Here is a 23,763-nt window from a genome sequence, read left to right on the forward strand (position 1 = left end):
TGGATGGAAGACACTGCTTGGTTGCCGTGCCACCACCTCGCCGAGGAGGATTGCGATGATTCAGATGCGTCAGTTCACCGCGTGGCTGCGCCGCCGGGATCCGGGCCTTGCCGCCATGCGGCGGGCGGCCAGGACCGCGGTGGTGATGCCGTCCCTCTTCGCGCTGTGCACCCAGGTCTTCCACGCGCCGGTCACGGGCACCTTCGCCGCGTTCGGCGCGTTCGCGATGCTCTTGCTGGTCGAATACACCGGCCCCGTGGTGCAGCGGCTGCGTGCGCATGCGGCGCTCGGCGCGGCCTGGCTGGTGCTGGTCTCACTGGGCACCCTCGCGTCGCGGCCGGTCTGGATCGCGACTGCTGCAACGCTGGTGGTGGGCTTCGTCGTGCTCTTCTCGGGCGTGGTCAGCTCGGTCCTGGCCGGCACCACGACGTCGCTGCTGTTGGCGTTCATCCTGCCGGTATCTGCGCCCGCTCCCCTGGCCCAGCTGCCCGACCGGCTGATCGGCGTGGTGCTGGCGGCCGGGACGTCCGTGATCGTGGTCCGGCTGTTGGGGCCGAGGACGCAGGCCGATCCGCTCAGCGCGCCGGCGGCTCGGGTCTGCCGGGCTGCGGCGGTGCAGTTGTGCACCGATGCGGACTACTTCACGGGCCGTGCCGCCGGCCCCGCCTTCGGGGAGTGTCGTGCCTGCGCCCAGGAGACCAGGTCGAGCACACAGAAGCTGCAGCAGGCGTTCACCGCCACCCCCTACCGGCCCACCAGCCTGTCCACCGGGTCCCGGGCACTGGTCCGCCTGGTCGACGAGCTGACCTGGCTGAGCGCGATCCTCGCGGAGGCCGCCCCCGCCGTCGAGGACGGTTCGACGGGCACCCGGCAGTCATCGGTGGTGCGCAGGGCCGCTGCCGCCGTACTGGAACTGGCGGCGGAGATGCTCGATGACCCGCGCATCACGCCGGACCGCCTGCGCGCCGGGGTGGAGGAACTCCGTCAGGCATTGACCGCGCTGGAGGACGGGGCAGTCAACCGGCTGCCGATGCCGGACGGCGGCTCCGGTGACAGGCGTGGCCTCGACACCTTGGTCGACAGCCTCGACGTCACCTTCCGGGCTCAGGAGGTGGCCTTCGTCGTCCTGCAGATCGCCCGGAACGTCGACATCGCCCGGACCGCCGATCACCGCAGCTGGCCGGACCGCCTGCTCGGCCGCGAGCCCGGATCCCCGACTGGTCGCCTGACCAGCGCCACGGAACGCGCCGCCGCACATGTCGAGCCGCACTCCGTATGGCTGCACAACAGCATCCGCGGCGCCATCGGCCTGGGCATCGGCATCGCGCTGGCCGACGTGACCGGCGTCCAGCACGGCTTCTGGATCACGCTGGGCACCCTGGCGGTGCTGCGTTCCAACGCTCTCAGCACCGGGCAGAACGTCTTCCGCGCCCTCGGCGGCACCCTGGCCGGCTCGATCCTGGGCGCCGGTCTGCTCCAGCTCATCGGGCACAACACGACCGTGCTGTGGATCCTGCTGCCCGTCGCAGTGATGGCCGCGGGCGTCGTCCCGGCCGCGATCTCGTTCGCCGCCGGGCAGGCGGCCTTCACGCTTACCCTGGTAATCCTGTTCGACATCGCCCAGCCAGCAGACCTGTCGGTCATCCTGTTCCGTATCGAGGACATCGCGCTCGGCTGTGCGGTGAGCCTGGTCGTCGGCCTGCTCTTCTGGCCGCGCGGCGCGTCCGCCGCCCTCGCCAGGGCGTTGGCGGAGGCGTATGTCGACAGCGCGCGCTATGTGCTCGGGGCAGTGGGCTATGCGGTGTCCTGCTGTACTTTCAGGCCCGAAACCATCGAGCGCCCGCAGGAGGGCCGCCGGGCGGCGGCCGCGGCGCGCCGACTGGACGACACCTTCAGGACCTACCTGGCCGAGCGCGGAGCGAAGGACGTCTCGTTGTGCCAGACGACGACTCTGATCACCGGTGTCGTAGGGCTCCGTCTGGCCGCCGACGCGGTCCTGGAGCTGTGGCGGCGGGCCCCGGGCGGCCGGCCGCGCGAGGACCGCGCCGCCGCGCAGAAGGAGCTGCTGGTCATGGCGGAACGGGTCTTCCGGTGGTACGAGAGTCTGGCCGAGGGGCTGGAGAGCGAAGGGCCGGTGCCGGAGCCTCTGGAGTCCGACCGGGAGCACAGCGCCCGGCTGGTCGAGGCGGTCCGCCGGGACCTGCGTGATGCGGACGGGCGGGCGACGGGGACCGGCATCCGCATCATCTGGACCGGCGACCATCTGGAAGCAGTGCGGCGGCTCCAGTCGCCCATCGCGGCGGCCGCCGGTCACGCCGACGCGCGCGGTGCCGTGATGGGATCAGTTTGACTCCGCAGGTGCCGACAACCCACTCAGTCGCGCTTGGCCAGGGCCTGACGGGCGGAGTGGCCCTCGGCCCAATCGGCCAGCCTGGCCGAAGGTGACGGTCGTGTCTACCAGGACGGCGTCGTGCGCGCCGGAGATGAGCGTGCTGTTCATGAGGGACCACATCGGCTTGCCCCTGTCCCCCTGCGCAGGCGCTCCGGCAACGGACGCATGGGAGCCATCGGCGGCCGTAGCCGGGGATGTCTGATAATGCCCGCCGCACGGCCCGGCACGGGCTGCTGCCTCCCGGTGGACCTGACGGGGTGGCGCCGGGGTCAGGTCGGCCGGGTCCACGGCGAGGCGGTGCAGCATCTCCGGCCCCCTGGATTGCAGTCTTCCACCCCGAACACAGAGTCGAACATGAGACCGATCTGCCACCTGACCTGCCCCGCCTCCGCACCCTGGAGACCTGACTCGTCCTCACCCTCGAACAGGTACGGCAGCAGATCGCCACAGCCGAACGCCGCAAGCAGGAGCGGCAGCGGAGAGAGCAGACCCGGCCGCCCATACCCGACTGGATCCTCGAAAGCGGCCTCAACCGCGGCTCACCGCCCGCCGCTGTGCACGTCGGAGGCTGCCACATGGCCGGCAAACGCCCTGGAAAGGCGTACCGCGAGACGTCGCCCTGCAGGCGCTGACCGAAGGCGTCGACGCGCGCGGGCCCTACCGGCCCGACGCTGCACTCGGCTGCCTGGATAGCCGGGTTCTGTCTCTTTTTCACCCGATTGCACTGGATGGGCGGGCGTGACGGCATCGATGCGTGAACGCTGATGTGCCATGCCCCCGGTGGAAAGGGAGTACAGCATGGCGGCATCTGCGGTCCATGGCATACGACGCCGCACACGACGTCTCCACGTCACGGCGGCGGGGTGCGCCGTCGCCGCCCTGTGCACGGCCCCGGCGACCCCGGCCCTCGCGGACCGTGGAGCGGGCGGCGCCAAGCCCACCATCGTGCTGGTGCACGGCGCCTTCGCCGACGGCTCGAGCTGGAACAGAGTGATCGAATGGCTCGAACGCCGCGGCTACACGGTCATGGCCCCGGCCAACCCGCTGCGCGGGCTGTACAGCGACTCCACCTACATCGCCTCCGTGCTGAAGAGCATCAAGGGGCCCATCGTGTTGGCCGGCCACTCCTACGGCGGAGCAGTGATCAGCACGGCCGCGGCAGGAAATCCCCAAGTCAAGTCCCTGGTGTACATCTCGGCGCTGATGCCCGACGTCGGTGAGAGCGGCATGTCGTTGTCCGCCCGGTTCCCCAGCGCCCTCGGCACCGCCACCACGTCCGTGCCGTACCAGGCCGACGGCGTCAGCGGAACCGACCTGTACCTCAAGCGCGACAAAGTGCATCCGGTCTTCGCGGCCTGCCTGCCGGCGAGTGAGGCGAACCTGCTGGCGGTTACCCAGCGGCCTGCAGCGACCACCGCCTTCTCGGAGAAGGCCAAGGTCGCAGCGTGGAAGAACATCCCCTCATGGGCCCTCGTCGGCCGGCAGGACATGACCATCAACCCGGACCAGGAACGCTTCGAGGCCAAGCGCGCCCACTCCCACACCGTGGAGATCAATACCTGCCACGTATCCCTGATCGCCCGCCCCGACGCCGTCGCCGACCTGATCCTCCAGGCCACCACCGCAACCGCGACGACCGCCGCGGCCGATCCCAGAACGCGCTGATCCGTGCTGAGAAGCCGTATCTCAACCGAACGTGATCGTTTGATTCTCGCTGGTCAGGCATGGTTTCGGTCGGGGTGAGGGAGTGTTTCGACGTTCTGTTCCGCTGATCGGTGAGGGTGCGCGGTGGCGTCGATGCTGGGGTTGCTGGAAGCGCGGGAAACGGTTGCTCGCGAGCGGGTCGAGGATCTGCGTGAGGCGCCGGAGAGGGCAGAGTGGGGCCGTGGCGCGGCCCGCCGAGCGCACAGGCGCTGGCCGTATCCCTGCGGCCAGCGGGTCCTTCCCGCCGGCCGATGCAGGTCAGGAGACCGCCCATGGCAGCAGGAGCGAGCAACACCACCGCGAATACCGACTGGGGCAAAGCGAACTTCAACGACATCTACGACCGTCCCGACCCCCGCCCGTACTTCGCAACCCTGCGATCCCTCGATTACCAGATACCCCACCATGGCCAGGCCGTCTTCCGGGCACTGACCCATGCCCTGCGCCGGCTGCACCCCGACCGGACGCCACTGAACGTGGTGGACCTGTGCTGCTCCTACGGGATCAACACAGCTCTCCTCAACTACCGTGTCACTCTGGCGGACCTGTCCACCCGGTACACCTCCCACCACCTCTCCGCCCTGTCGGCCCGGCACCTCGCGGCCGAGGACCGGACCTTCTTCGCAGCGCGCCGCCGCCCGGAAGCCGCGACGGCGACAGGCATCGACTCGGCAGCCCGGGCCGTCGGATACGCCCGCGCCGTCGGCCTGCTCGACCACGCCTTCGCGGAGAACCTCGAAGTCACCGAACCGAGCCCCGCCCTGCGCCGCACACTGGCGGGCACGGACCTCATCACCGTCACAGGCGGCGTCGGCTACGTCTTCACCCGGACCTTCACCAGGCTTCTCGACTGCATGCCGACCCCGCCGTGGGTCGCGGCGTTCGTGCTGCGCACCGTGCCCTACCAGCCGATCGCCGATCTGCTCGCCCGCTCGGGCCTGGTGACGGAGAAACTGCCCACCCGTACCTTCCGGCAGCGGCGCTTCGCCGACAGCGCCGAACGGTACGCGGCGTTCGACGCCCTGGCTGTGAACGGACTGCACACGGCAGACAAGGAAGCGGACGGCTACTACCACACCGACCTGTATGTCTCCCGGCCCGCTCCCGACATCGCGGCGCTTCCTCTCGTACGCCTGCTGTAACCCGAGGCGCGACGGCGAACCGTCGGTGCCTGGCTGGAACACCGGCGCCGACGCCGGCCCGACACCCCAACCCGCACCTGCTGATCAACAAGCAGACCGCGCTGGAGACCGGCCCGATCAGCGGTGTCTCCGCCTCGGCGGCGCTTCGCGGCCAGACCGTCACGCTGGAACGGCTCCACGTGACCGCCAGCTCGAAGAAGCACTCGTCCACGGCCCCGACCCGACCCGCCCCACCTCGCCAAGGTGTTCGGACTCGACGAGAAGACCGCGATCCGCTACGCGAACTCCGCACGCCAGCTCCTTGAGCGGCCCCCCGAAGCCGATACCGTGACTTCACCACGAACTCGAAGGGCTCCGGTCCTGCGCCATGCCGGGTGCCCCAATATCATGTCGGCCGGTCAGTCGACCATGGCCCACATTCACCCGTTCAGCCGAACAAGCCCTCCGCGCTGCAGAACGGCAAACCGGGATCGACACCGGAAGCAGCAACCCGTAGGCACCGCTCAGGGGCGACATGTGGCCCAGACTGTGCTGCGCCCTGCGGAGCTCCGCCGGAGTAGCCGGGCGAGCGTCTGATCCGTCGGGAGCCTAGAAAGGGACAGGGAGCTCAAGGTGATGGAGGGAGTGGCGTGCGATGCGGATCGTCGTGGACCTCACCCGCTGTCAGGCGTATGCGCAGTGTGTGTTCCTCGCTCCGGCGGTGTTCGAGCTGCACGGGGAGGAGGCGTTGCTGTACCGGCCGGATGTCCCGGACGAGCAGATCGACCGCGTGCGCCAGGCCGCGGCGGCGTGCCCGGTCCAGGCCATTCTCCTGGGTGCGGAGGTGAGCGCCGATGCCCGGTGACCTCCGGGAGGGCCGGATCGTCATCGTCGGTGCGTCGCTGGCCGGGTTGCGGGCCGCCGAGACGCTGCGTGAGGAGGATTTCACCGGCTCACTGACCGTGGTCGGGGAGGAGCCCTGCCCGCCCTACGACAGGCCGCCGCTGTCCAAGCAGGTGCTGCTCGGCATCGCGGCGGCGGAGATGACCGGGCTGCCGATGCGCCGGGACCCGGACGCCGAGTGGCGGCTCGGGGTGCGCGCCACCGGGCTCGACCCGGTCAGCAAACGGGTTCTGCTGGCCGACGGCGAGTCGCTGCCCTACGACCGGCTGCTGATCGCCACCGGGACCCGGGCGCGCCCCTGGCCCCATTCGGAGCAGGCCGCCCTGGACGGGGTGTTCACCCTGCGCACCCGCGACGACGCCGGGCGCCTGGCCGAGCGGCTGGCCTCGGGGCCGCGCCGGGTGCTGGTGATCGGCGCGGGCTTCACCGGCTCGGAGATCGCCTCGGCCTGCCGGGAACGGGGGCTGGACGTCACGGTCGCCGAACGCGGCACCGCACCGCTGGTGGGCGCACTCGGCGGCACCCTGGCGAAGCTCGCGGCCGGCCTGCACCGGATCCACGGCGTGGATCTGCGCTGCGGAGTGACGGTCACCGCGCTGCGCGGCAACGGCAAGGGCCGGTTCACCGGAGCGGACCTCTCCGACGGCAGCCGCATCGACGCGGACGTGTGCGTCATCGCCCTGGGTGCCATCCGCAACGTCGAATGGCTGGCGGAGTCGGGGCTGGCGGCGGGTCCGCACGGGGTGGCCTGCGATGCGGGGTGCCGCGCCTTCACCATGTACGGGATCGTCACCGACGACGTCTTCGTGGCCGGTGACGTCGCCCGTTTCCCGCACCCGCTGTTCGACTACCAGATGCTGTCCCTGGAGCACTGGGGCAACGCGGTCGTGCAGGCCGAGGTGGCGGCCCACAACATGGTCAGCCCGGGTCCGCTGCGGCGTCCGCACCTCAGCGTGCCGGTCTTCTGGTCGAGCCAGTTCGGGGTCAACATCAAGTCCGTGGGCGTCCCCACCTTCTCCGACGAGGTGGTCATCGCCCAGGGCTCGCTCGCCGAACGCCGTCTGGTGGCGGTCTACGGCTACCGGGGCCGTATCACCGCCGCGGTCACCGTCAACATGGCCAAGTGGCTCGAGTACTACCAGGGCCTGATCGAGACCGCCGCCCCGTTCCCGCCCGCTCTCGGCGCGGCCGACGGCCACCCGCTGATCACCGAATTCCCGCTCACCTCCGACGTACCGGACCCCAGGGGGCTTTCCCACAGCCCCACCGTCGCGCTCACCGGTCACCTGCCGGACCGCCGGCTCACCGTGGTGCGGCCCGTCGGCTGACCCCTTGAGTCCTTCCCCGCCACGAGGAGCCGCACATGGCCGTCGACACCCTGCTGGAGCGGATCACCGACTACGCCAACCGCCCCGACCCCTACCCGCTGTACGCGGAACTCCGCGAGGCGGGGGTGGTACGGCAGACGGATGGCAGCTACCTGGTCGGCACGTACTACGACATCGTCGCCCTGCTCCACAACCCGCGGCTCAGCTCGGACCGCCGCAACCGCGCCGCCCTCTACCGCGGCCTGGACGCGGAAGACCAACAGCACTTCTTCATCCGGCTGGACGACCCCGAACACCGCAGGCTGCGCAGCCTGGCCACACGGCCGTTCGGTCCACCGCACAGCCCGGGCCGGATCGACGCGATGCGCGGCGAGATCACCCGGATCACCGAGGAACTGATCGAGGCGCTCCAAGGCCGTACACGCGTCGACATCGTCGACGACTTCGCCTACCCGCTGCCCGTCACCGTCATCTGCCGCCTGCTCGGCGTCCCCCGCGAGGACGAGCCGGTGTTCCGCGAGTGGTCCGCCGCGATCATCGACTCCGTCGACATCAGGCCCGGCGAGGACCCCGGTGAGCGCGAACGAGCCGGCGTCCAGGCCCGGGCACAGATGGGCCGCTACCTGGCGAACCTCGCCGAGCAGCGCCGGGGCCGTCCGAGTGACGACATGCTGTCCGCGTTCGTCAACGACCCGGACCCGTCCGGAGCGCTCACCCGCGAGGAGCTGGCGGCCACCGCCGTGCTGCTGCTCGTCGCCGGACACGAGACCACGGTCAACCTGATCACCAACGGCGTGCTCACCCTGCTGCGCCACCCCGACCAGCTGGAGCGGTTGCGCCGTGAACCCGGCCTGGTGCCGGGTGCGGTGGAGGAACTGCTGCGCTACGAACCACCCGTGCACATGCTGCAACGCACCCCCCTCGCCCACATCGAGGTCGCCGGCACGACCATCCCCAAGGGCGTGCCCGTGGTGCTCGTGCTGGCCTCGGGCAACCGTGACCCCAAGCGATTCCGCGACCCGGACCGGTTCGACCCCGCCCGCGAGGACAACCAGCACCTCGGCTTCGGCAGCGGCATCCACATCTGCTACGGCGCACCCCTCGCCCGGATCGAAGCCCAGATCGCCCTGGGCGCGCTGCTTCCCCGTCTCGGCACCGCGACCCTGGTCGAAGACCCTCCCCCCTACCGGCACAGCGCCGTTCTGCGCGGACCCCGGCACCTTCCCATCGAGCTGTCCGTCTCACTGCCCGCGAGATGAATCGCCTCGGCAGGGACCGTACGGTAAAGGGCTTTACAGCCCCATCAGCGATCGAGTAGGCGTTCGTGCTGGTCCCGGTCGGTCGATGTGAGTGCGATGCCGCTGAGACTGATGAGGACATCGAAGGGTGCGAGGTCATCTGGGACATCTCCTTCGGTGATGGCGGCCCCGAGGAGTTTGGAAGATGACCGACGCTGACCATCCGGCGGCGCCCTTCTATTCCTTGCCGACCATGGTGGCGGGCCTGACGATGCGGTCGATGTCTTCGGCGCTGATGTAGCCGGAGGCCAGTGCGGCCTCGCGCAGGGTGGTGTCCTCGTCGTTGGCCTGGTGGGCGATCGCCGAGGCCTTGTCGTAGTCGATCCACGGGTGAGAGTGCGGTGACCAGCATGAGGGACCGGTTGACATAGCTGTCGATCTGGTCCCTGTTGAACTCGGCGTTTTCGATGCAGTACTGGCGCATCTTGGTGCAGGCATCGGCGAGGATGGTGGCCGCGTGCAGGAAGTTGCTGATGATGACCGGGCGCATGGCGTTGAGCTCGAAGTTGCCTTATGAGTCGGCGAAGGCGATGGCGGTGTCCTCGGACAGCGCCTGAATGCAGACCATGACCATCGCCTCGCACTGGGTCGGATTGACCTTGCCCGGCATGATCGAGGAGCCGGGCTCGTTCGCCGGAAGGAGGAGTTCGTCAAGGCCGCAGCGGGGTCCGGAGGCCAGCCAGCGGATGTCGTTGGCGATCTTCATCAACGGCACGGCCGGCGCCCGCAGCCCGGCGGAGGCGCCGACCATGGCGTCCAGGCCGCCCTGGGCTGCGAACTTGTCCTGCGCGGTGGTGGACGGGTAGTCGGTCGCCGTGGCGATCTCTGCGGCGACCTGCTCGCCGAATCCGGGCGGGGCGTTGAGCCCGGTCCCGACCGCGGTGCCGCCCATGGCGAGCTCGTACAGGCCCTCGGCGGACCTGGTGACCCGGTCGATCGCCTGTTTGAGCTGGGGGCGTAGCCGGACCATTCCTGCCCCACGGTGAGCGGGACGACGTCCTCCAGGTGGGTGCGGCCGATCTTCACCATGTCGCGCCACTGCCGTGCCTTGGTCTCGATGGCTTGCTGCAGGGCCCGCACACTGGGCAGCAGGTGCTCGTGGATCTCCTTGACCGCGGCGATGTGCATGGCGGGGGGAAAGGTGTCGTTGGAGGACTGCCCCATGTTGACGTGGTCGTTGGGGTGGATCGGGGACTTGCTGCCCAGTTCCCCGCCGACCAGATGGACGGCACGGTTGCTGATCACCTCGTTGGTGTTCATGTTGGACTGTGTACCGGCCCCTGTCTGCCACACGTACAGCGGGAAGTGGTCGTCCAGCTTGCCTGCGATGACCTCGTCGGCCACGCGCTGGACCATGTCGGCCTTCCAGACCGGCAGTCGCCCGGCGCGCCCGTTGACGAGGGCGGCTGCTTTCTTGACGTAGCCGTAGGAGTGGTAGACCGCTTTGGGCATCCGGTCGTCCCCGATGGAGAAGTGGATCAGGGATCGTTGGGTCTGGGCGCCCCAGTAGCGGTCCGCGGGGACGTCGATGGCGCCCATGGATTCGGTCTCCCGCCGGGTGCCGGTCACATTCAGGCCGATGGGGATGTCGAGGATCTTCGGGGCTTCGTCCTGACCGGCCGGCCCGGACCGGTCGGCAGCGGAATGCTGCGGAGTCATGGCGCGGCTCCGTCGGCGTAGCCCGGCTGCCACATGGCCTCACGGACAGCCTCTGCGGGGGCGGTTGGCTTGCAGGCGGCCACGCCGTCCTCCAGGGCCGCCTCGACCACGACGGTCGCGGTGATCGCAGAGGACTCCCGGAGGTTCCTCACGGGCGGCAGCAGGGAGGCCCCCGGCCCCGTCGTGTCGACCTGGTCCGCGACCGCCTTCGCAGCCGAGAGCGGCATGCCCGCGGTCACCTGGGAGGCCCCGGACACGGTCGTGCCCAGGCCCAGTCCGGGGTGGAGCAGCGCGTTGTTGGCCTGCCCGATCTGGTAGGTCACGCCGTCGTATTCCACGGGTGGGACGGGGATGCCGGTCGCGACGAGCGCCTTTCCCCCGGACCAGGCGATGACGTCGGCGGGCATGGCCTCGATCCGGGAGGTGGGGTTGGAGATCGGGAAGATGATGGGCCGCCCGCTGCCCTCGGACATGGCCCCGACGACCTCGCGCGTGAACGCCCCGTGCACGGTGGAGGTGCCCAGCAGGATCGTCGGCTCGACCTGACGAACCGTTTCCCGTAACGAGATCGCGCCGTCGTCCCTCGCCCAGTTTGCGACTTCGGCCGGAACGCGCGCGTAGGTCTGCTGGAAGTCGCGCAGGTCGGTCATGTCCCGGGTAGGCAGTCCTTGCTTGTCGATGAGCCATACCCGGGCTTTCGAACGTCGCCGGACAGGTCGGCATCGCGCTCGTTGTTGGTTTACTGCCCGGAACCGCTCGTTGGCCAGGCCCATGGCGCAGACTTGACCGGCCAGCACGCGTACCTGCGGCCACGGGCTCACGGTCCGGCGGAGTGTGAAGGTTCATGAGGACGGCCGCGCCCCGGCCGGCGAACGCCCGCAGGAACTCGCGCGGCGAGCACGCCGCCGACATCGCTGCAACGCCTCATCGGCATGACTTCAGGCTAACCATCAGCCGACCGGCCAACGACTTCAACCAAAGCGGAACCCATGGCTGCGAGCGGGCAGGAAGTGAGGGATTCGCCCGGAAGCGGCCCAGGAGTGGTCACAGCGAGAAGACACAAGCGTGATCGTCTGGCTTCGCCGGAGAGGCGGGCGGCGGAGCGGCGCCATCAAGTTGACGTCGGACGCGGCAAGTTGACGTCGGTCGCAGCCCGGGGATCGTAGGTTCGGTAACGCGATCAGAATCCATCGACTTTGACGACAGCCTCTGCGAAGGCCTGCGGAGCCTCCTGCGGAACGTTGTGTCCTACCTTGAGGGTCTGATGCGCGTATTTACCCGCGAACTTCTTGCGATAGGCCGATCCATTTCCCGGGGGTGTGAACGGATCGTGCGCTCCGTCAATGGTGATCGCCGGTACCTTGATGACCGGGGCCGCAGCGAGACGTTTTTCGATGGCCTCGTACTGGGGCTCGCCCTTGGTCAAGCCAAGCCGCCAGCGATAATTGTCGATCACGATGCTGACGTAATCGGGGTTGTTGAAAGCCGCTGCCGTGCGGTCGAAGGTCGCCTCATCGAAGTTCCATGTCGGAGAGTTGAATTTCCACACCAGCTTGGCCAAATCGTGTCGGTACTCCTTGAGGCCCAGCACGCCTCTCTCCGTGGCGAAGTAATACTGGTACCACCATGCCCATTCACTCTTCGGTGGCGTCGGCAGCTTGTTAGCTTCGACATTGACGATCAAATAGCCGGTGACAGAGATCAGCGCCTTGCAGCGTTCCGGCCAAAGAGCCGCGATGATGTCGGCCGTCCGCGCCCCCCAGTCGTAGCCAGCGAGGATGGCCCTATCAATCTTGAGAGCGTCCATCAGGGCGATGACGTCGAGAGCAAACGCCGATTGTTGGGCGTTCCTGGGTGTTTCGCTTGAAAGGAATCGCGTTGTGCCATGGCCTCGCAGATAAGGGACGACCACCCTGTACTCCTTCGCTGCGAGCAAGGGCGTGACCGCAACATAGCTGTGAATGTCGTAGGGCCAACCGTGTAGCAGTATGACCGGCCGTCCGTTCGCAGGTCCGGCTTCGACGTACCCCACGTCCAGGTCCCCGGCATTGATCTGCTTCACTGGGCCAAAGGATGCGCCAGCCCCAGGATTAACTCCGGGAGACACCAAAAGTTTTCCCATTTCGGACTGTGCTTGCATTTCACCAGTCATGCCGAATTGGGCCGCCACAGCAGCCGCGGCAGTGGCGCCAAGGAAGTGGCGACGGGTTTGTGTGATTCCCTCGGGTATTTCCATCGGTGAATCTCCTCGTTTGAGGCGACACTGGCAGTTCGGTGAATGGTGTGACGCAGCGAAAGTGTCGGGAATCGCATTCGCTCGACGTCCGAGCTCGGGGACGATGCGTCTCCGCGGTCCTCTGCCCCGGCGCCTCCTCGTTGTCACCCAACACCTGTCGGAGTGACGGCGCAACAGTGGCGAGCCATACACTGCTCTGCCAGAGTGATTCAGCGCTCCGATACATTTTCCGCGGGGTGGCCACACCGATCGGCATGGTCTGATTTCATTCGGCCGATGCCAGTGGCGGCTATGCGCCGGACGCCGGGGAAAGCATCGGGGCCGTTTCATCTTGTTTTCTGCAGGTCGCGGCCCCTGGTGTGAGTACCGGTGGTTTGTTGGCTTGGGGCGGAAGGCGCGGTAGACCGACAGGTGGGAGTGGTTCCCGCTGCTCGGAGGTGGTCGCGATGGTGACCGCGAGGCGGCCGTGCCCGCCGGCCCCGGGCCCGCTGGAGGAGTATGCGGTCCGGTTCGATGATCTTTTTTCCTCGCTGGCGCAGCGGCGCGGTTTCCGGGAGTACCTAGCCGGGCTGCTGGCCTCGCGGGAGCGGAACAAGACGCTCACGGTCCTGGCCGGGGTCGAGCCGGTGACGGGCGCCCAGCATCCGGCGGTGCAACGGCTGCAGTTCTTCCTGCCCGAATCCACGTGGGACCCCGAACGGGTCAACGCCCGGCGCCTTGAGCTGCTGCGGGCCGATGAGGCGACCGCCCCGCACCCGGGTGGGGTGCTGGTGGTCGACGACTCCAGGGGGCTTGTAAAGAATCAACATGGTGATTCTTTGACCTGGAGGCTGAAGCCGTTCTCCCGTAGCAGTCGGCCAACCGTGGGAGCCGAGACCCGGTGGCCTTGGCCGGTCAGCTCCTCGGCCAGGCGCCGCAGCGACTTGGTCGTCCAGCGCAGCGGCGAACTTCAACAAGCCCAGGGACCGCAAGGACGGCGCGGCGGCCGCGCACGTGGGCCGGCAGTGGCTGGGCCGCCTGTACGCAGGCATGGTGCGCTGTCGCGATCCCTACCACGACGCCAGAGACGGCCGATCCGACGGATCACTGCATGTCACTGAAAACGTCCGTCCGAAACGGAAAGGGAGCCCATGTCTCAGGTATCCGGGAACGGCGACTCCGACGACCAGACCAACGCCGGGTTGCCCCGGCGCCACGTGCTGCGCACGGCCGGTGCGGGTGCACTGGGACTCGGCCTGGGAGGCGTCGCGCTGACCGCCGTCTCAGTGCCCCGCGGCGGGGCCCCGCAACCCCAGGCCACATCCATACCCACGCCCGAAGGCCTCGGCTCCGTCGGGCAGGCGCCGCACCTGCCGGCTGGGTTCACCAAGACGTTCACCAGCCGTTTCGTCCAAGCCAATGAAATCCGCCAGCACGTGGTCGTCGGAGGCGAAGGGCCGCCGCTGCTCCTGATACACGGCTGGCCCGAGACCTGGTACGCCTGGCGCCTGGTGATGCCGGGACTGGCCAAACACTTCACGGTCGTCGCCGTCGACCAACGCGGTATCGGGCTGACCGAGAAACCCACGAGCGGGTACGACACCCGCACCCTGGCACGCGACATGGTCGCTCTGATGGACGCGCTCGGCCACCAGCGGTTCGCCGTGGTCGGCCATGACACCGGAATGCCCATCGCCTACGCGCTGGCCGCAGACCACCCTGAGCGCGTCGCCCTCCTGGCCGTCGCCGAGGCGTTCCTCCCGGCCGTGACCCCGTCGCCGCCCATGATCGGCACCGCGCAGGCCAACAACCGGCTGTGGCACATCCCCTTCAACCGGCTCACCGACGTGAACGAACAGCTCGTCCGGGGACGCGAAAGGATCTACTTCGGCTGGCAGTTCGCCACCAAGGCCGTACGAAAACTCCCCGACTACGCCGTCGACCACTACGTCCGCATCCTCGCCTCCCAGCACGACGCCCTGCGGGGCAGCTTCGGGTGGTACCGGGCGCTCGACACCACCGGAGCGCAGGACCAGCAACGCAAAGCGCGCCCGCTGACCCTGCCCGTCCTTGCGATCGGTGGTGCGGGAAGCCTCGGTGAGAACGTCGCCGGCACCATGAAACTTGTCGCACACGACGTGCGGAGCGTAGTCATCCCCGGCACCGGCCACTGGGTAGCCGAGGAGGCACCCCAGGAAGTGCTCGCGGCGCTGACCACGTTTCTGGCCCCGTACCGCAACCAAGGCCGGAGCACACGGCCCCAGCCGGCCGCGACCCTCGGCAAATGATCGCCATCGATGTATGGCTCAGCCGACGAGTTGCTGGCCTCCGTCGATGTCATAGGTCGCACCCGTGAGTGCGGTGTTGGTCATGATGTGCACGGCGAGCGCCGCCACGTCGTCGGGTACGACTACACGGCCGATGGGCAGCGCGGCGCGCAGCTCCTCGCGACGGGCGTCGAGCGCGTCGCCGAGCAGGCGGGCCGACAACGGCGTGTCCACGAAGCCGGCGGCGATCAGGTTCACCCGGACCGGCGCGAGCTCGAGTGCGAGACTGGCCGTGAACGCGGGCATCGCGGCGGTGACCGCGGGGGCGACACCGAGAGCGGCCCGGATCCGGCGGGCTCCTGTGCCGCCCAGGAGCAGCAGCGTGCCGCCCGGCCATACGGTGCCGGCGCAGTGGCGCGCGACCTCGAGTGCGAGCACCATGTGGTCGCTGATCGCCCGGCGTGCCTGCTCGGCGTCCAAGTCCAGAAGGCGGCCGTAGGACGGGCCGCCCGCGGTGACCATCACGTGGTCGACCGGCCCTGGCAGCTGCTGGAAGAACCGCTCCAGCTGCGCCGCGTCGTGGGCGTCGAAGGCCGCGGTGCTGAGCGCGTCGGCCTCCTTGGCCGCGGTGCGCAGCCGTTCCGGGTCCCGTCCGGTGAGGACCACGGAGGCGCCCTGGTTACGGGCGAGCCGTGCGGTCGCCAGCCCGATGCCCGCGCTCCCGCCGATGACGACGAGGGTCTGCCCGAGCAGAGGCAGGCCGCCGGCGCTGTGCCCCCCAGGTGGTTCAGAGGTCATGAATCCTCCTGTGCTGTGGCGTCACGGTCCCGTCCGGGCTTCTTCTCACTGTTGGAGTGGTTGCGCCAGGGCATGCTTGATCTGCTTGGTCCGCTCGTCGGCGAGCACCTCGACCCGGTCGTTCGCCAGGGCGTCCATCGTCTGCTCCGCCACGTCCGCCGCGCTGATCTTCGGCGCGTCCGTGAAGCTGCTGAGGTCCGTATCCACGAAACCGGCGTGGACCCCGATCACGAGCGTTCCCTGCTCGCGCAGGCCCTCCCGCAGCGCGCCCGTCAACGACCACTGGGCTGCCTTGGACGCCGCATACCCGGGGTACTCCGGCCGGGGGATCCAGGAGGCGGCCGACAGCATGTTCACCAGTGCGCCGCCGCCGTTGCGCGCCAGGACCGGGGCGAAGGCACGGGACACGGCCCACGTGCCGAAGTAGTTGATCTCCATCGCCTCGCGCGCACCGTCGAAGGAACCCGTCAGCAGTTCGGTCTCAAAACCAGCAACGCCCGCGTTGTTGACGACGATGGTGACGTCACCGGCGGCCGCGGCCGCCGCGGCGACCTCCTCCGGCTTGGTGACGTCCAGGCGCAGCGCAGAAAGGTCCTCGTCGCTCACGCTCGCCGGATCGCGGACACCGGCGTAGACCGTGACTGCTCCCCACTCGATCAGCGCCCGGGCGAACGCGTGTCCGATGCCACGATTGGCCCCCGTCACCAGGGCAATCGATCCCTTGATCTCCATCGCGTTTCCTTCCCGCTGCCGCCTGCCAAGCACAGCAGGCACTGGGCGAGGGACGACCCGGACCCGACGGTGGGAGGCCCTGAACCGGACCGCGTCCTGGCACGCCCCCAGGTCCATGCGCGACTCGCCCAAAAGGAGACTCAACACCTGGAGGCCGGTTCTCGATCTTCACCTACATTTCGGGCCAGTGCCGGGGCTACCGGGCCGTCGCGCACGCAGGTCCCATGTAAGAAGTCCTCTCCCTCACCAGCGTGCATCGGAAGCCGCAGCGACGCATGTGAGACGGCACTCGGCTACGGGTCCATTTCACCGTCGGCGACCAATCCACAGAGGGCGACCGCCGCCGAGATGACGTACGAGGCCTCCCCAGAGCACCGGTGCAGGCGCTGACCTGGTCGAATGGCGGGGGCTTCATCGGGCTTGGCTACGTTCACTTGGCGGCCTTGGCACGCCGCGGCCGCACCTCCGACGCACCGGCACGGCCGCTTCCTACCTGTCGTCTTCGTCCCGGCCGTCTTCGAAGACGAAGAGTGGCTTGGTGCCGTGTGCGGGTGCTTCGGCGAGCGAGACGGCTTCAGTGAAGCGTTCGAGCGGGAACGGCTGGCCCCGGGGGATGCTCAGTACATCATCGGCGACCAGACCGCGAACCTGAGACAGCGCACGCAGCGCATCCTCGGGTGAGGCAGTGCCGAACCAGCGGTTCAGCCAGAAACCACGGACTGCTTTCGTCTCGTAGATGACCGAGCGTGCCTGCAGCGGGATCGTCAGCGCCGCAGGGTCGGTCTGCCGATGGGTCGAGAGCGCGCCGTAGACCACGACCTCCCCTCCCGGAGCCAATGCCTGGGACACCTGGGCACCTACGGGGCCCGCGACACAGTCGACGGCCTTCCGCACGCCGACCGGCCCCGCTATCTCAGCCACACGCTGCAACAGGTCCTCGTCCTCAGTACAGATGACCTCGTCACCACCAAGCGCTTTGATCTCCTCGACGGCATCGCGTCGCCGCACGACATTGATCGTGCGAATACCCAGATGCCTGGACAGCTGAATGACGAACCGGCCGACGGTGGAGCCCGCAGCCGTTTGCAACAGCCATTCGCCCGGCTGTACGTCGAGTTCGCGCGTCACGAGGAGCAGCGCGGTCAACGGGTTGACGGCGAGTTGGCAGGCGCTGGAATCGCTCAGATGGTCGGGGACCGGCAGAAGCCTTCGCGTGTCGGCAACGAGGTATTCCTGCCAGGTGCCGGCCACAGGGGGCCCGGGTACCGCCGGGACCGCAGCGGCCACCACGCGTTCGCCGACCTTCAGTCCCCCGGTATCCGGACCCAGGGCCGCAATACGGCCCACGCATTCCATGTGGCCCCCGACAGCGGGAAACCCGGGGGAGAAACCGTAGCGGCCGCGTAGCACGTGCAGATCACTGGCGTGAATCGGAGTCGCCTTCACCCGGATCAGCGCCTGACCGGCGTTCGGCGTGGGAATAGGCCGGGATTCCAGCCGCAGGACATCGGTGGGCTCGCCGGCCTCTACGGCTACGAGCGCGCGCATGGATTGAGGCATGAGTGGCCTTTCGTCTCTCAGCGCTCGAGGAACTCGGTGGGCGCTCCGGACAAAAGCGATGCTGGGGCCGGCGTCCTCGCCGACGCCGAGGCTGTGATCGGCGTCGGGCTCCTCCAGGTCTTCACCGACTCACTCAGAGTGACTATGCAAGCGCGCTGGGTTCGTGCGGCCTGGTAGGCCCGTGCTCAGGACCGCTCGCCGCAGCGCACCACTCTGAGTTCAGATATGAATCCGTCACTTCACGCTACGCCCAGCCCCGGGAAAATTCCCGGCGGCGGACCATGCACCGTGGCGCGAATGCCCGCTGCGCCGATCCGGGACTCAGAAGGCCGCCGACGGGTGCGGTATCGGGTTTCCCAGCTCGGAGGGCTCCAGCTCAACCACGATGGGGCTCGCCCCCCCCACCCGTCCGCCGTCGCCCCGGCACTGTCACGTTGGTGAGCTCCCGTAGGGTGATCTTCAGGTTGATCGCTCCGGGAAGAGGTTGCTCGTGGGTGCCGCATCGCCGTCGTACAAGGGGCACCGTTTCCCGGTCGAGATCATCTCCCACTGCGTGTGGCTGTACCACCGCTTCCCGCTGTCGTTCCGGGAAGTCGAGGAGCTGATGATCGAGCGCGGTGTACTCGTCTCCCACGAGACCGTCCGCCGCTGGTGCGCCAAGTTCGGCCAGGCTTACGCGAACGGACTGCGCCGCCGCTTCACCATCTGGAACCAGATCACCGAGGCCGCCGGCCTGTCTGCTACTCCCTGAGCACGAAAGCCGGAACCCCGCCGCACAACGCCCTGACGCACCCCTACCCAGCTACCTCACCCGACAAGTTGACAACGCCCATCAGCGTCCTGTTCGCCATGCTCCGCGACGGCACCTTCTACGAACCCCGCGAGCCCAGGACCGCCACCCTCGCCGCATGAACCCCACACCAGCGAATAATCACCCCAAACCCGGCACGACAGGGTTGACGAACCCCATAGAGGCACCCCCCGTGCGCGCGGGCCCACAAGGCGTATGCCACATGCTGCCCGAACCAGAAGGCCGTTGACAGTCCGGGAAGTCGGACGGGCAGATCAAGATCTTCGGCTCCTACCGCCGGTGCGCGGCCCGGATGCGCGGGAGGCGCAGGAGATTACAACGTCTTGACCTGGCCGCCGTCGATGGTGAACTCGGCTCCTGTGATGTTGCCGGCAAGTGGCGAGGCGAGGAAGAGAGCCAGATCGGCGACTTCGTGTGCTTCGGTGACCCGCCCGGTGGAGATGCCCATGCTCTGTGGCACGACCACGTCCATCGCCTCCTGCGCGGTGGTGCCGGTCTGGGCCGCCGTGGCGTCGGCGAAGCCACCCGGAGCGGTCCAGAAGGGAGTGCGGACCGGTCCTGGGGCGATCGCGTTGACCCGGACGCCTCGCGGTGCGAATTCCTCGGACAGTGACTTGGTCAGGCTGGTCAGCCCGGCCTTGGCCGCGGAGTAGTCCACGACCGCGGGGAATGGCAGGCGCGCGTTGATGGAGCTGATGTTGATGATGGACCCCCCGTCCGCGTCCAGCAGGTGAGGAAGCGCCGCGCGACTGGTCCGGACCGCGCTGAACAGAGTCATGTTGAAGATCCGCTGCCACTCGGCGTCGTCGATGTCCAGGAAGCTCGGACGGGGCGTCGCGGCACCCAAATTGTTGACCAGGACGTCGACCCTGCCGTACTGGTCCACCGCGGGCCCGACGAATGCGTCCGGTCCGTCTGCTGTGGACAGGTCGACCGTGACTGCAGTGACGCCATACTTCTCGTGGAGCCCCTCAAGCTCGGGAGTGATGCTCCGGCTGCCGGTTACCACGTGTGCGCCTTCACGCGCGAATGCACCGGCGATGGCGAGGCCGATGCCCTTGCTTGCTCCGGTGACGACGGCGACCTTGTCCTTGAGGTGGAGGTCCATGGCGGTCCTTTTCTGGGGTGGTCACCCCTACATCGAGGGTACGGGGTGACCAGCGCCGCCAGCCCAGGCCGACTGGGCGTCGTATCCCGGCCCGCGCCGGGGCACGGCTTCGCCGGGTTGCTGTTCGTTGTCCAGCCCTAGACGCGCACTAGACGCGTCTTTCCGAACACGTTCAGTGGTCGTAGGCGGTCAGTGAGCGGCTGACCGCCTGGCCGGTTTGGAAGTTGTGCCAGACCGCGTCGCCCAGCGCGAGCACGCGCTGGGCGACGCGCACGGCGATGCCCTCGATCGTGCATCCGCCGTGTTGTTCCAGGCCCAGCTGACCCTTGAGGGTGTCGTTGACCGACTCGATCAACTGGCGGACCTTCTTGAGCATCGGCTCCCCGGGGCGGACGGCCGCGCGCTTCATGGACGGCCGCAGCAGCGTGATGCCCTGTTCGGACAGTGACCGCTCGAAGGCCCTGGACGCGAAGCCCTTGTCCGCGATCAGCAGCTCCTCCCGCTCGGCCTGGACCTCCTGCAACTGCTTGGCCAACTCCTCGGCAAGCGCATCCAGTTCGCTGCGGCGAGCCGTGATCCGCTCCAGCTCCCGCACAACCACACCCTCCCCGCTTCCCGGCGTACCGGCCCGGTGACGGATCGTAGGGGCAGCCCGGCGATCGGCGCAGCAGAACCTCACAACGCCTTCAGCCGACGAGCCGGACGATCTACACCGTGGACATCCGCCGACGACCAGCGCGAGTACCCCGTTCGCCCTTCACACCAGAGCCCGTGACCTGCAAACTTCACGATGCACACCGCTCACTGGCGACGCTGGGTCAAGCCACTGTAGATGCGGGCAGCGGGATGTTTGTGAGCAACCAGGATTCGACGGCCGGCGCTGCCACCTGTACCGCCTCGCGGTACACCCGGACCACCGCAGGCAGGGCATCGCCTCGGCGCTGCTGGCCGCCGCCGAGGAGCGGTTCGCGGGCCTCGGCGGGCGCCGCGCGGACGCCATGGTGCTGCGGCGCAACGAGACCGCGCACCGCGCGTGGGGCGCCGCCGGGTACACGCCCGAGGAACACTGGCGACGCTGGGTCAAGCCGCTCCCGGGCGACACCTCGGACGGCAGGCCCTGAGCGTGCGGGCGGACGGCGGATGACCTCGCCGGACACCTTTGCTGGTCCTTTACTCTGGGAGGGTAACTCGGTCCTTCATGAAAGGTTGTGTGCGTCCGCCCATGGGCGAGCCCCCCAGTAGAACGCGGCATCGAAGTACCCGACGTCGCCGCACACCGCATCGCATACCCGTTCGCTTCCCGTCCGGTCGTGGGGCGGGGGTGGCCCGATGACCGAGGTACTCCTTCTCCTGGTGGCGATCCTGCTCTCCCTCGCGTGCGGCGCGTTCGTCGCGGCCGAGTTCTCCCTCACCACGGTCGAGCGGTCCGACCTGGAGCGGGCGGTGGAGCGCGGCGAGCGCGGTGCCCCCGGTGCGCTCAAGGCCGTACGGAACCTGACCTTCCAGCTCTCCGGCGCGCAGCTCGGCATCACGGTCACCAACCTGGTGGTCGGCATGCTCGCCGAGCCGTCGATCGCCGTGCTGCTCTCCGGCCCGCTGGAGAGCATCGGTGTCTCCGAGTCGGTGGCGAGCTCCCTGGCACTGGTGCTCGGCACGGCGCTGTCGACCGTCTTCCTGATGGTGGTCGGCGAACTGGTGCCCAAGAACTGGGCGATCTCGTCGCCGCTGGCCGTCGCCAGGAACGTGGGCAACGCGCAGCGCTGGTTCAGTGCCGCCTTCCGTCCCTTCATCTCGCACCTGAACAACACGGCCAACCGCATAGTGCGCCGCTTCGGGGTGGAGCCCGCGGAGGAGCTGGCCTCCGCGCGCGGCCCTCAGGAGCTGGCGGCGCTGGCCCGGCACTCCGCCAAGAAGGGCGCCCTGGAGGCCGACACGGCGGAGCTGTTCGTCCGCACCCTGAACCTCGCCGATCTCACCGCGGAGAACGTGATGACCCCGCGCGTCCAGGTCGTCGCGCTGGAGGTCCGGGCAACCTGCGAGGACGTGGCGAACGCGACCCGGGCGACGGGCCTGTCCCGGTTCCCGGTGTACCGCGGCACCTTCGACTCGGTGGTCGGCACCGCGCACATCAAGGACGTCCTGGCGGTGCCCGCCGAGCGCCGGACCCGGGTCTCCGTGTCGGAGATGATGCGCGAGCCACTGCTGGTCCCGGAATCGCTCACCGTCGACCGGCTGCTGGACCGGCTCTCCGGCCGGCGCACCATGGCGGTGGTGATCGACGAGTACGGCGGTACGGCGGGCGTGGCCACGCTGGAGGACATCGTCGAGGAGGTCGTCGGAGAGGTCCGCGACGAGCACGACCCGCATGAGACCCCCGACCTGGCCCGGACGGGTTCGGACGAGGAGGGGCACGGCCTGTTCTCGGCCGACGGTTCCGCGCGCGTGGACCAGCTCGCGCGGGTCGGCCTGCGCGCGCCGGACGGGCCGTACGAGACCCTGGCCGGGCTCGTGGCCACCGAGCTGGGCCGGATCCCCGCCGTCGGCGACACCCTGGAGGTCGCCGGCTGGCGGATGGAGGTGCTGGACGCGACCGGCCGCCGCGCGGCACGCGTGCTGCTGCACGCGCCGCTCGCCGACGCTCACTCGCAGGACGCGACGGACGAAAGGCCGGGCGCCAAGTCGACCGCCGAGCCAAACGGCGGGACGGACGGCAAGAGGCACGGCACGACGCGTGAGAAGGGGGCCCGGCGATGATTGTCGTACAGCTGCTGATCGGTCTGGCGACGCTGGTCGTCAACGCCTTCTTCGTGGGTGCCGAGTTCGCGCTGATCTCGGTGCGCCGCAGCCAGATCGAGCCGTACGCCGAACAGGGCGACCGGCGCGCCAAGAACGTGCTGTGGGGCCTCGAGCACGTGTCCGCCCTGATGGCGGCCGCGCAGCTCGGCATCACGCTGTGCACCCTGATCCTCGGTGTGGTCGCGGAGCCGGCCATCGCGCATCTGCTGGAACCGGCGTTCCACGCGTTGGGCGTGCCGGTCGGCGCGGGGCACGCGGTGTCCTTCGTGATCGCCCTGTCGCTCGCGACGTATCTGCACATGCTGCTGGGCGAGATGGTGCCGAAGAACATCGCCCTCGCGGAACCCGTGCGCAGTGCGCTGCTGCTCGGTCCGCCGCTGGTGGCGCTGTCCCGGGCGCTGCGCCCGGTGATCTTCACGATCAACACCTTCGCCAACACACTGCTGCGGCTGCTGCGGGTCGAGGTGCGCGACGAGGTCGCGGCCACCTTCTCCGACGCGGAGCTGGCGCAGATGGTGAAGGACTCCGGCGAGGCGGGTCTGATCGACGACCGCGCGCAGGAGCGTCTGAACGACGCACTGGAACTCGGCCGCCGGCCGGTGCAGGACGTGGTACTACCGCTGGAGAGCGTGGTCTACGCGCGCGTGGGCGTCACCCCCGAAGGGCTGGAGGAGCTCTCGGCCGAGTCCGGGTACTCCCGCTTCCCGGTGGTGGACGAGGGCCGGCGGATCGTCGGCTACCTGCACGTGAAGGACGCCCTCAACGCCTCACCGCGCGACATGCCGTTTCTGCTGCGGGACATGCGTTCCATCGCACGGGTGCGGGAGAGCACGCCGATGGACGACGTCCTCACCGCGATGCGCGGCAGCCGTACGCACCTGGCGGCCGTACTCGGGTCGGACGGGCGGCTGGCGGGGCTGGTGACGATGGAGGACGTGCTGCAGAAGCTGTTCGGCCAGCGGGCCTGAGCGATCCCCGACCGGGAGGACCGGCGGGCCCGGGCGGGGACGGGGCACGAGGGCCGCCGGGCCTGGAGCAGGAAGGGAGCCGACCGACCAGCGGGTATGTGCA

At 68.9% G+C, this 23,763-nt stretch carries 17 protein-coding genes and 6 pseudogenes; 13 read left to right on the forward strand and 10 right to left on the reverse strand.

Translation table 11 applies throughout. The features are described from left to right. Positions 1-55 precede the first annotated feature (55 nt). From ACFPZI_RS17640 to ACFPZI_RS17670, 7 genes are all read left to right on the forward strand, one after another. Entirely contained in the window at positions 56-2,350 is a 2,295-nt protein-coding gene (locus ACFPZI_RS17640; RefSeq protein ID WP_381364056.1) for an FUSC family protein, read from the forward strand. 596 nt (positions 2,351-2,946) lie between these two features. Then, positions 2,947-3,024 (forward strand): hypothetical protein, encoded by a 78-nt coding sequence (locus tag ACFPZI_RS17645; protein WP_381364114.1) that lies wholly within the window; start codon positions 2,947-2,949, stop codon positions 3,022-3,024. Positions 3,025-3,190: 166 nt separating this feature from the next. Then, positions 3,191-4,057, forward strand: a complete 867-nt coding sequence (locus tag ACFPZI_RS17650) for an alpha/beta fold hydrolase (RefSeq protein ID WP_381364058.1) — start codon at positions 3,191-3,193, stop codon at positions 4,055-4,057. A 311-nt stretch (positions 4,058-4,368) separates the two neighbouring features. Continuing rightward, on the forward strand, positions 4,369-5,238 hold the full coding sequence (locus tag ACFPZI_RS17655; RefSeq protein ID WP_381364060.1) for a hypothetical protein: 870 nt from the start codon (positions 4,369-4,371) through the stop codon (positions 5,236-5,238). A 634-nt stretch (positions 5,239-5,872) separates the two neighbouring features. After that, positions 5,873-6,082, forward strand: a complete 210-nt coding sequence (locus ACFPZI_RS17660; protein ID WP_381364061.1) for a ferredoxin — start codon at positions 5,873-5,875, stop codon at positions 6,080-6,082. Continuing rightward, a complete protein-coding gene (locus ACFPZI_RS17665) occupies positions 6,072-7,448 on the forward strand; it encodes an NAD(P)/FAD-dependent oxidoreductase (RefSeq protein WP_381364063.1) in 1,377 nt (458 codons plus the stop codon). Before ACFPZI_RS17660 ends, ACFPZI_RS17665 begins: the two co-directional genes overlap by 11 nt. Before the next feature lie 35 nt (positions 7,449-7,483). Further along, positions 7,484-8,707 carry a cytochrome P450 gene (locus tag ACFPZI_RS17670; protein WP_381364065.1) on the forward strand — a complete coding sequence of 408 codons (1,224 nt, stop codon included), beginning with the start codon at positions 7,484-7,486 and terminating at the stop codon, positions 8,705-8,707. Positions 8,708-8,923: 216 nt separating this feature from the next. On the opposite strand, the gene ACFPZI_RS17675 is transcribed toward ACFPZI_RS17670, so the two are convergent. The 4 genes and pseudogenes from ACFPZI_RS17675 to ACFPZI_RS17690 form a co-directional block, all read right to left on the reverse strand. Beyond that, on the reverse strand, positions 8,924-9,115 hold the full coding sequence (locus ACFPZI_RS17675; protein WP_381364067.1) for a hypothetical protein: 192 nt from the start codon (positions 9,113-9,115) through the stop codon (positions 8,924-8,926). Positions 9,116-9,257: 142 nt separating this feature from the next. Next, positions 9,258-10,405 (reverse strand): annotated as a pseudogene (locus tag ACFPZI_RS17680) (class II fumarate hydratase). After that, entirely contained in the window at positions 10,402-11,178 is a 777-nt protein-coding gene (locus ACFPZI_RS17685) for a malic enzyme-like NAD(P)-binding protein (protein ID WP_381364116.1), read from the reverse strand. Before ACFPZI_RS17685 ends, ACFPZI_RS17680 begins: the two are co-directional and overlap by 4 nt. A 407-nt stretch (positions 11,179-11,585) precedes the next feature. Continuing rightward, on the reverse strand, positions 11,586-12,641 hold the full coding sequence (locus tag ACFPZI_RS17690) for an alpha/beta fold hydrolase (protein WP_381364069.1): 1,056 nt from the start codon (positions 12,639-12,641) through the stop codon (positions 11,586-11,588). 449 nt (positions 12,642-13,090) lie between these two features. Between ACFPZI_RS17690 and ACFPZI_RS17695 the strand changes: the two are divergent. Continuing rightward, positions 13,091-13,426 (forward strand): annotated as a pseudogene (locus ACFPZI_RS17695) (transposase); the annotation flags it as partial. 38 nt (positions 13,427-13,464) lie between these two features. Here ACFPZI_RS17695 and ACFPZI_RS17700 read toward each other — a convergent pair. Then, a pseudogene (locus ACFPZI_RS17700) lies at positions 13,465-13,587 on the reverse strand (ISAzo13-like element transposase-related protein); the annotation flags it as partial. Positions 13,588-13,771: 184 nt separating this feature from the next. On the opposite strand from ACFPZI_RS17700, the gene ACFPZI_RS17705 reads away from it, so the two are divergent. Next, positions 13,772-14,908: an alpha/beta fold hydrolase gene (locus ACFPZI_RS17705; protein ID WP_381364071.1), complete on the forward strand. Its 1,137-nt coding sequence runs from the start codon at positions 13,772-13,774 to the stop codon at positions 14,906-14,908. Between the two features lie 18 nt (positions 14,909-14,926). Here the strand turns inward: ACFPZI_RS17705 and ACFPZI_RS17710 are convergent, their stop codons facing one another. From ACFPZI_RS17710 to ACFPZI_RS17720, 3 genes are all read right to left on the reverse strand, one after another. After that, entirely contained in the window at positions 14,927-15,685 is a 759-nt protein-coding gene (locus ACFPZI_RS17710) for an SDR family oxidoreductase (RefSeq protein WP_381364072.1), read from the reverse strand. Positions 15,686-15,730: 45 nt separating this feature from the next. After that, the gene (locus ACFPZI_RS17715) at positions 15,731-16,417 is read right to left on the reverse strand and encodes an SDR family oxidoreductase (RefSeq protein WP_381364074.1); all 687 of its coding nucleotides are present in this window, start codon (positions 16,415-16,417) and stop codon (positions 15,731-15,733) included. Between the two features lie 489 nt (positions 16,418-16,906). Beyond that, positions 16,907-17,965 carry a zinc-dependent alcohol dehydrogenase family protein gene (locus ACFPZI_RS17720; RefSeq protein WP_381364076.1) on the reverse strand — a complete coding sequence of 353 codons (1,059 nt, stop codon included), beginning with the start codon at positions 17,963-17,965 and terminating at the stop codon, positions 16,907-16,909. A 502-nt stretch (positions 17,966-18,467) separates the two neighbouring features. On the opposite strand from ACFPZI_RS17720, the pseudogene ACFPZI_RS17725 reads away from it, so the two are divergent. Then, positions 18,468-18,674 (forward strand): annotated as a pseudogene (locus tag ACFPZI_RS17725) (IS6 family transposase); the annotation flags it as partial. A gap of 427 nt (positions 18,675-19,101) precedes the next feature. Here the strand turns inward: ACFPZI_RS17725 and ACFPZI_RS17730 are convergent. Together ACFPZI_RS17730 and ACFPZI_RS17735 are read right to left on the reverse strand one after the other, a co-directional pair. Next, the gene (locus ACFPZI_RS17730; RefSeq protein ID WP_381364078.1) at positions 19,102-19,896 is read right to left on the reverse strand and encodes an SDR family NAD(P)-dependent oxidoreductase; all 795 of its coding nucleotides are present in this window, start codon (positions 19,894-19,896) and stop codon (positions 19,102-19,104) included. Between the two features lie 172 nt (positions 19,897-20,068). Beyond that, positions 20,069-20,413: pseudogene (locus ACFPZI_RS17735) on the reverse strand (transposase); the annotation flags it as partial. A gap of 346 nt (positions 20,414-20,759) precedes the next feature. Between ACFPZI_RS17735 and ACFPZI_RS17740 the strand changes: the two are divergent. The 3 genes and pseudogenes from ACFPZI_RS17740 to ACFPZI_RS17750 form a co-directional block, all read left to right on the forward strand. After that, positions 20,760-21,017 (forward strand): annotated as a pseudogene (locus ACFPZI_RS17740) (GNAT family N-acetyltransferase); the annotation flags it as partial. 208 nt (positions 21,018-21,225) lie between these two features. Then, positions 21,226-22,650 carry a hemolysin family protein gene (locus ACFPZI_RS17745; RefSeq protein WP_381364081.1) on the forward strand — a complete coding sequence of 475 codons (1,425 nt, stop codon included), beginning with the start codon at positions 21,226-21,228 and terminating at the stop codon, positions 22,648-22,650. After that, entirely contained in the window at positions 22,647-23,660 is a 1,014-nt protein-coding gene (locus ACFPZI_RS17750; protein ID WP_381364083.1) for a hemolysin family protein, read from the forward strand. Before ACFPZI_RS17745 ends, ACFPZI_RS17750 begins: the two co-directional genes overlap by 4 nt. The last annotated feature ends 103 nt before the right edge of the window (positions 23,661-23,763 follow it).

This window comes from Streptomyces chlorus (assembly GCF_042655885.1).
GTDB classification, from domain to species: domain Bacteria; phylum Actinomycetota; class Actinomycetes; order Streptomycetales; family Streptomycetaceae; genus Streptomyces; species Streptomyces chlorus.

What these genes read in the sequence shown, in the direction of transcription:
- ACFPZI_RS17690 (WP_381364069.1), bottom strand. Translation starts at nt 12,641, where the DNA reads ATGGAAATACCCGAGGGAATCACACAAACCCGTCGCCACTTCCTTGGC.
- ACFPZI_RS17720 (WP_381364076.1), bottom strand. Translation starts at nt 17,965, where the DNA reads ATGCGCGCGCTCGTAGCCGTAGAGGCCGGCGAGCCCACCGATGTCCTG.
- ACFPZI_RS17650 (WP_381364058.1), top strand. Translation starts at nt 3,191, where the DNA reads ATGGCGGCATCTGCGGTCCATGGCATACGACGCCGCACACGACGTCTC.
- ACFPZI_RS17640 (WP_381364056.1), top strand. Translation starts at nt 56, where the DNA reads ATGATTCAGATGCGTCAGTTCACCGCGTGGCTGCGCCGCCGGGATCCG.
- ACFPZI_RS17660 (WP_381364061.1), top strand. Translation starts at nt 5,873, where the DNA reads ATGCGGATCGTCGTGGACCTCACCCGCTGTCAGGCGTATGCGCAGTGT.
- ACFPZI_RS17710 (WP_381364072.1), bottom strand. Translation starts at nt 15,685, where the DNA reads ATGACCTCTGAACCACCTGGGGGGCACAGCGCCGGCGGCCTGCCTCTG.
- ACFPZI_RS17730 (WP_381364078.1), bottom strand. Translation starts at nt 19,896, where the DNA reads ATGGACCTCCACCTCAAGGACAAGGTCGCCGTCGTCACCGGAGCAAGC.
- ACFPZI_RS17655 (WP_381364060.1), top strand. Translation starts at nt 4,369, where the DNA reads ATGGCAGCAGGAGCGAGCAACACCACCGCGAATACCGACTGGGGCAAA.
- ACFPZI_RS17745 (WP_381364081.1), top strand. Translation starts at nt 21,226, where the DNA reads ATGACCGAGGTACTCCTTCTCCTGGTGGCGATCCTGCTCTCCCTCGCG.
- ACFPZI_RS17750 (WP_381364083.1), top strand. Translation starts at nt 22,647, where the DNA reads ATGATTGTCGTACAGCTGCTGATCGGTCTGGCGACGCTGGTCGTCAAC.
- ACFPZI_RS17665 (WP_381364063.1), top strand. Translation starts at nt 6,072, where the DNA reads ATGCCCGGTGACCTCCGGGAGGGCCGGATCGTCATCGTCGGTGCGTCG.
- ACFPZI_RS17715 (WP_381364074.1), bottom strand. Translation starts at nt 16,417, where the DNA reads ATGGAGATCAAGGGATCGATTGCCCTGGTGACGGGGGCCAATCGTGGC.
- ACFPZI_RS17670 (WP_381364065.1), top strand. Translation starts at nt 7,484, where the DNA reads ATGGCCGTCGACACCCTGCTGGAGCGGATCACCGACTACGCCAACCGC.
- ACFPZI_RS17675 (WP_381364067.1), bottom strand. Translation starts at nt 9,115, where the DNA reads ATGTCAACCGGTCCCTCATGCTGGTCACCGCACTCTCACCCGTGGATC.
- ACFPZI_RS17685 (WP_381364116.1), bottom strand. Translation starts at nt 11,178, where the DNA reads ATGGGCCTGGCCAACGAGCGGTTCCGGGCAGTAAACCAACAACGAGCG.
- ACFPZI_RS17705 (WP_381364071.1), top strand. Translation starts at nt 13,772, where the DNA reads ATGTCTCAGGTATCCGGGAACGGCGACTCCGACGACCAGACCAACGCC.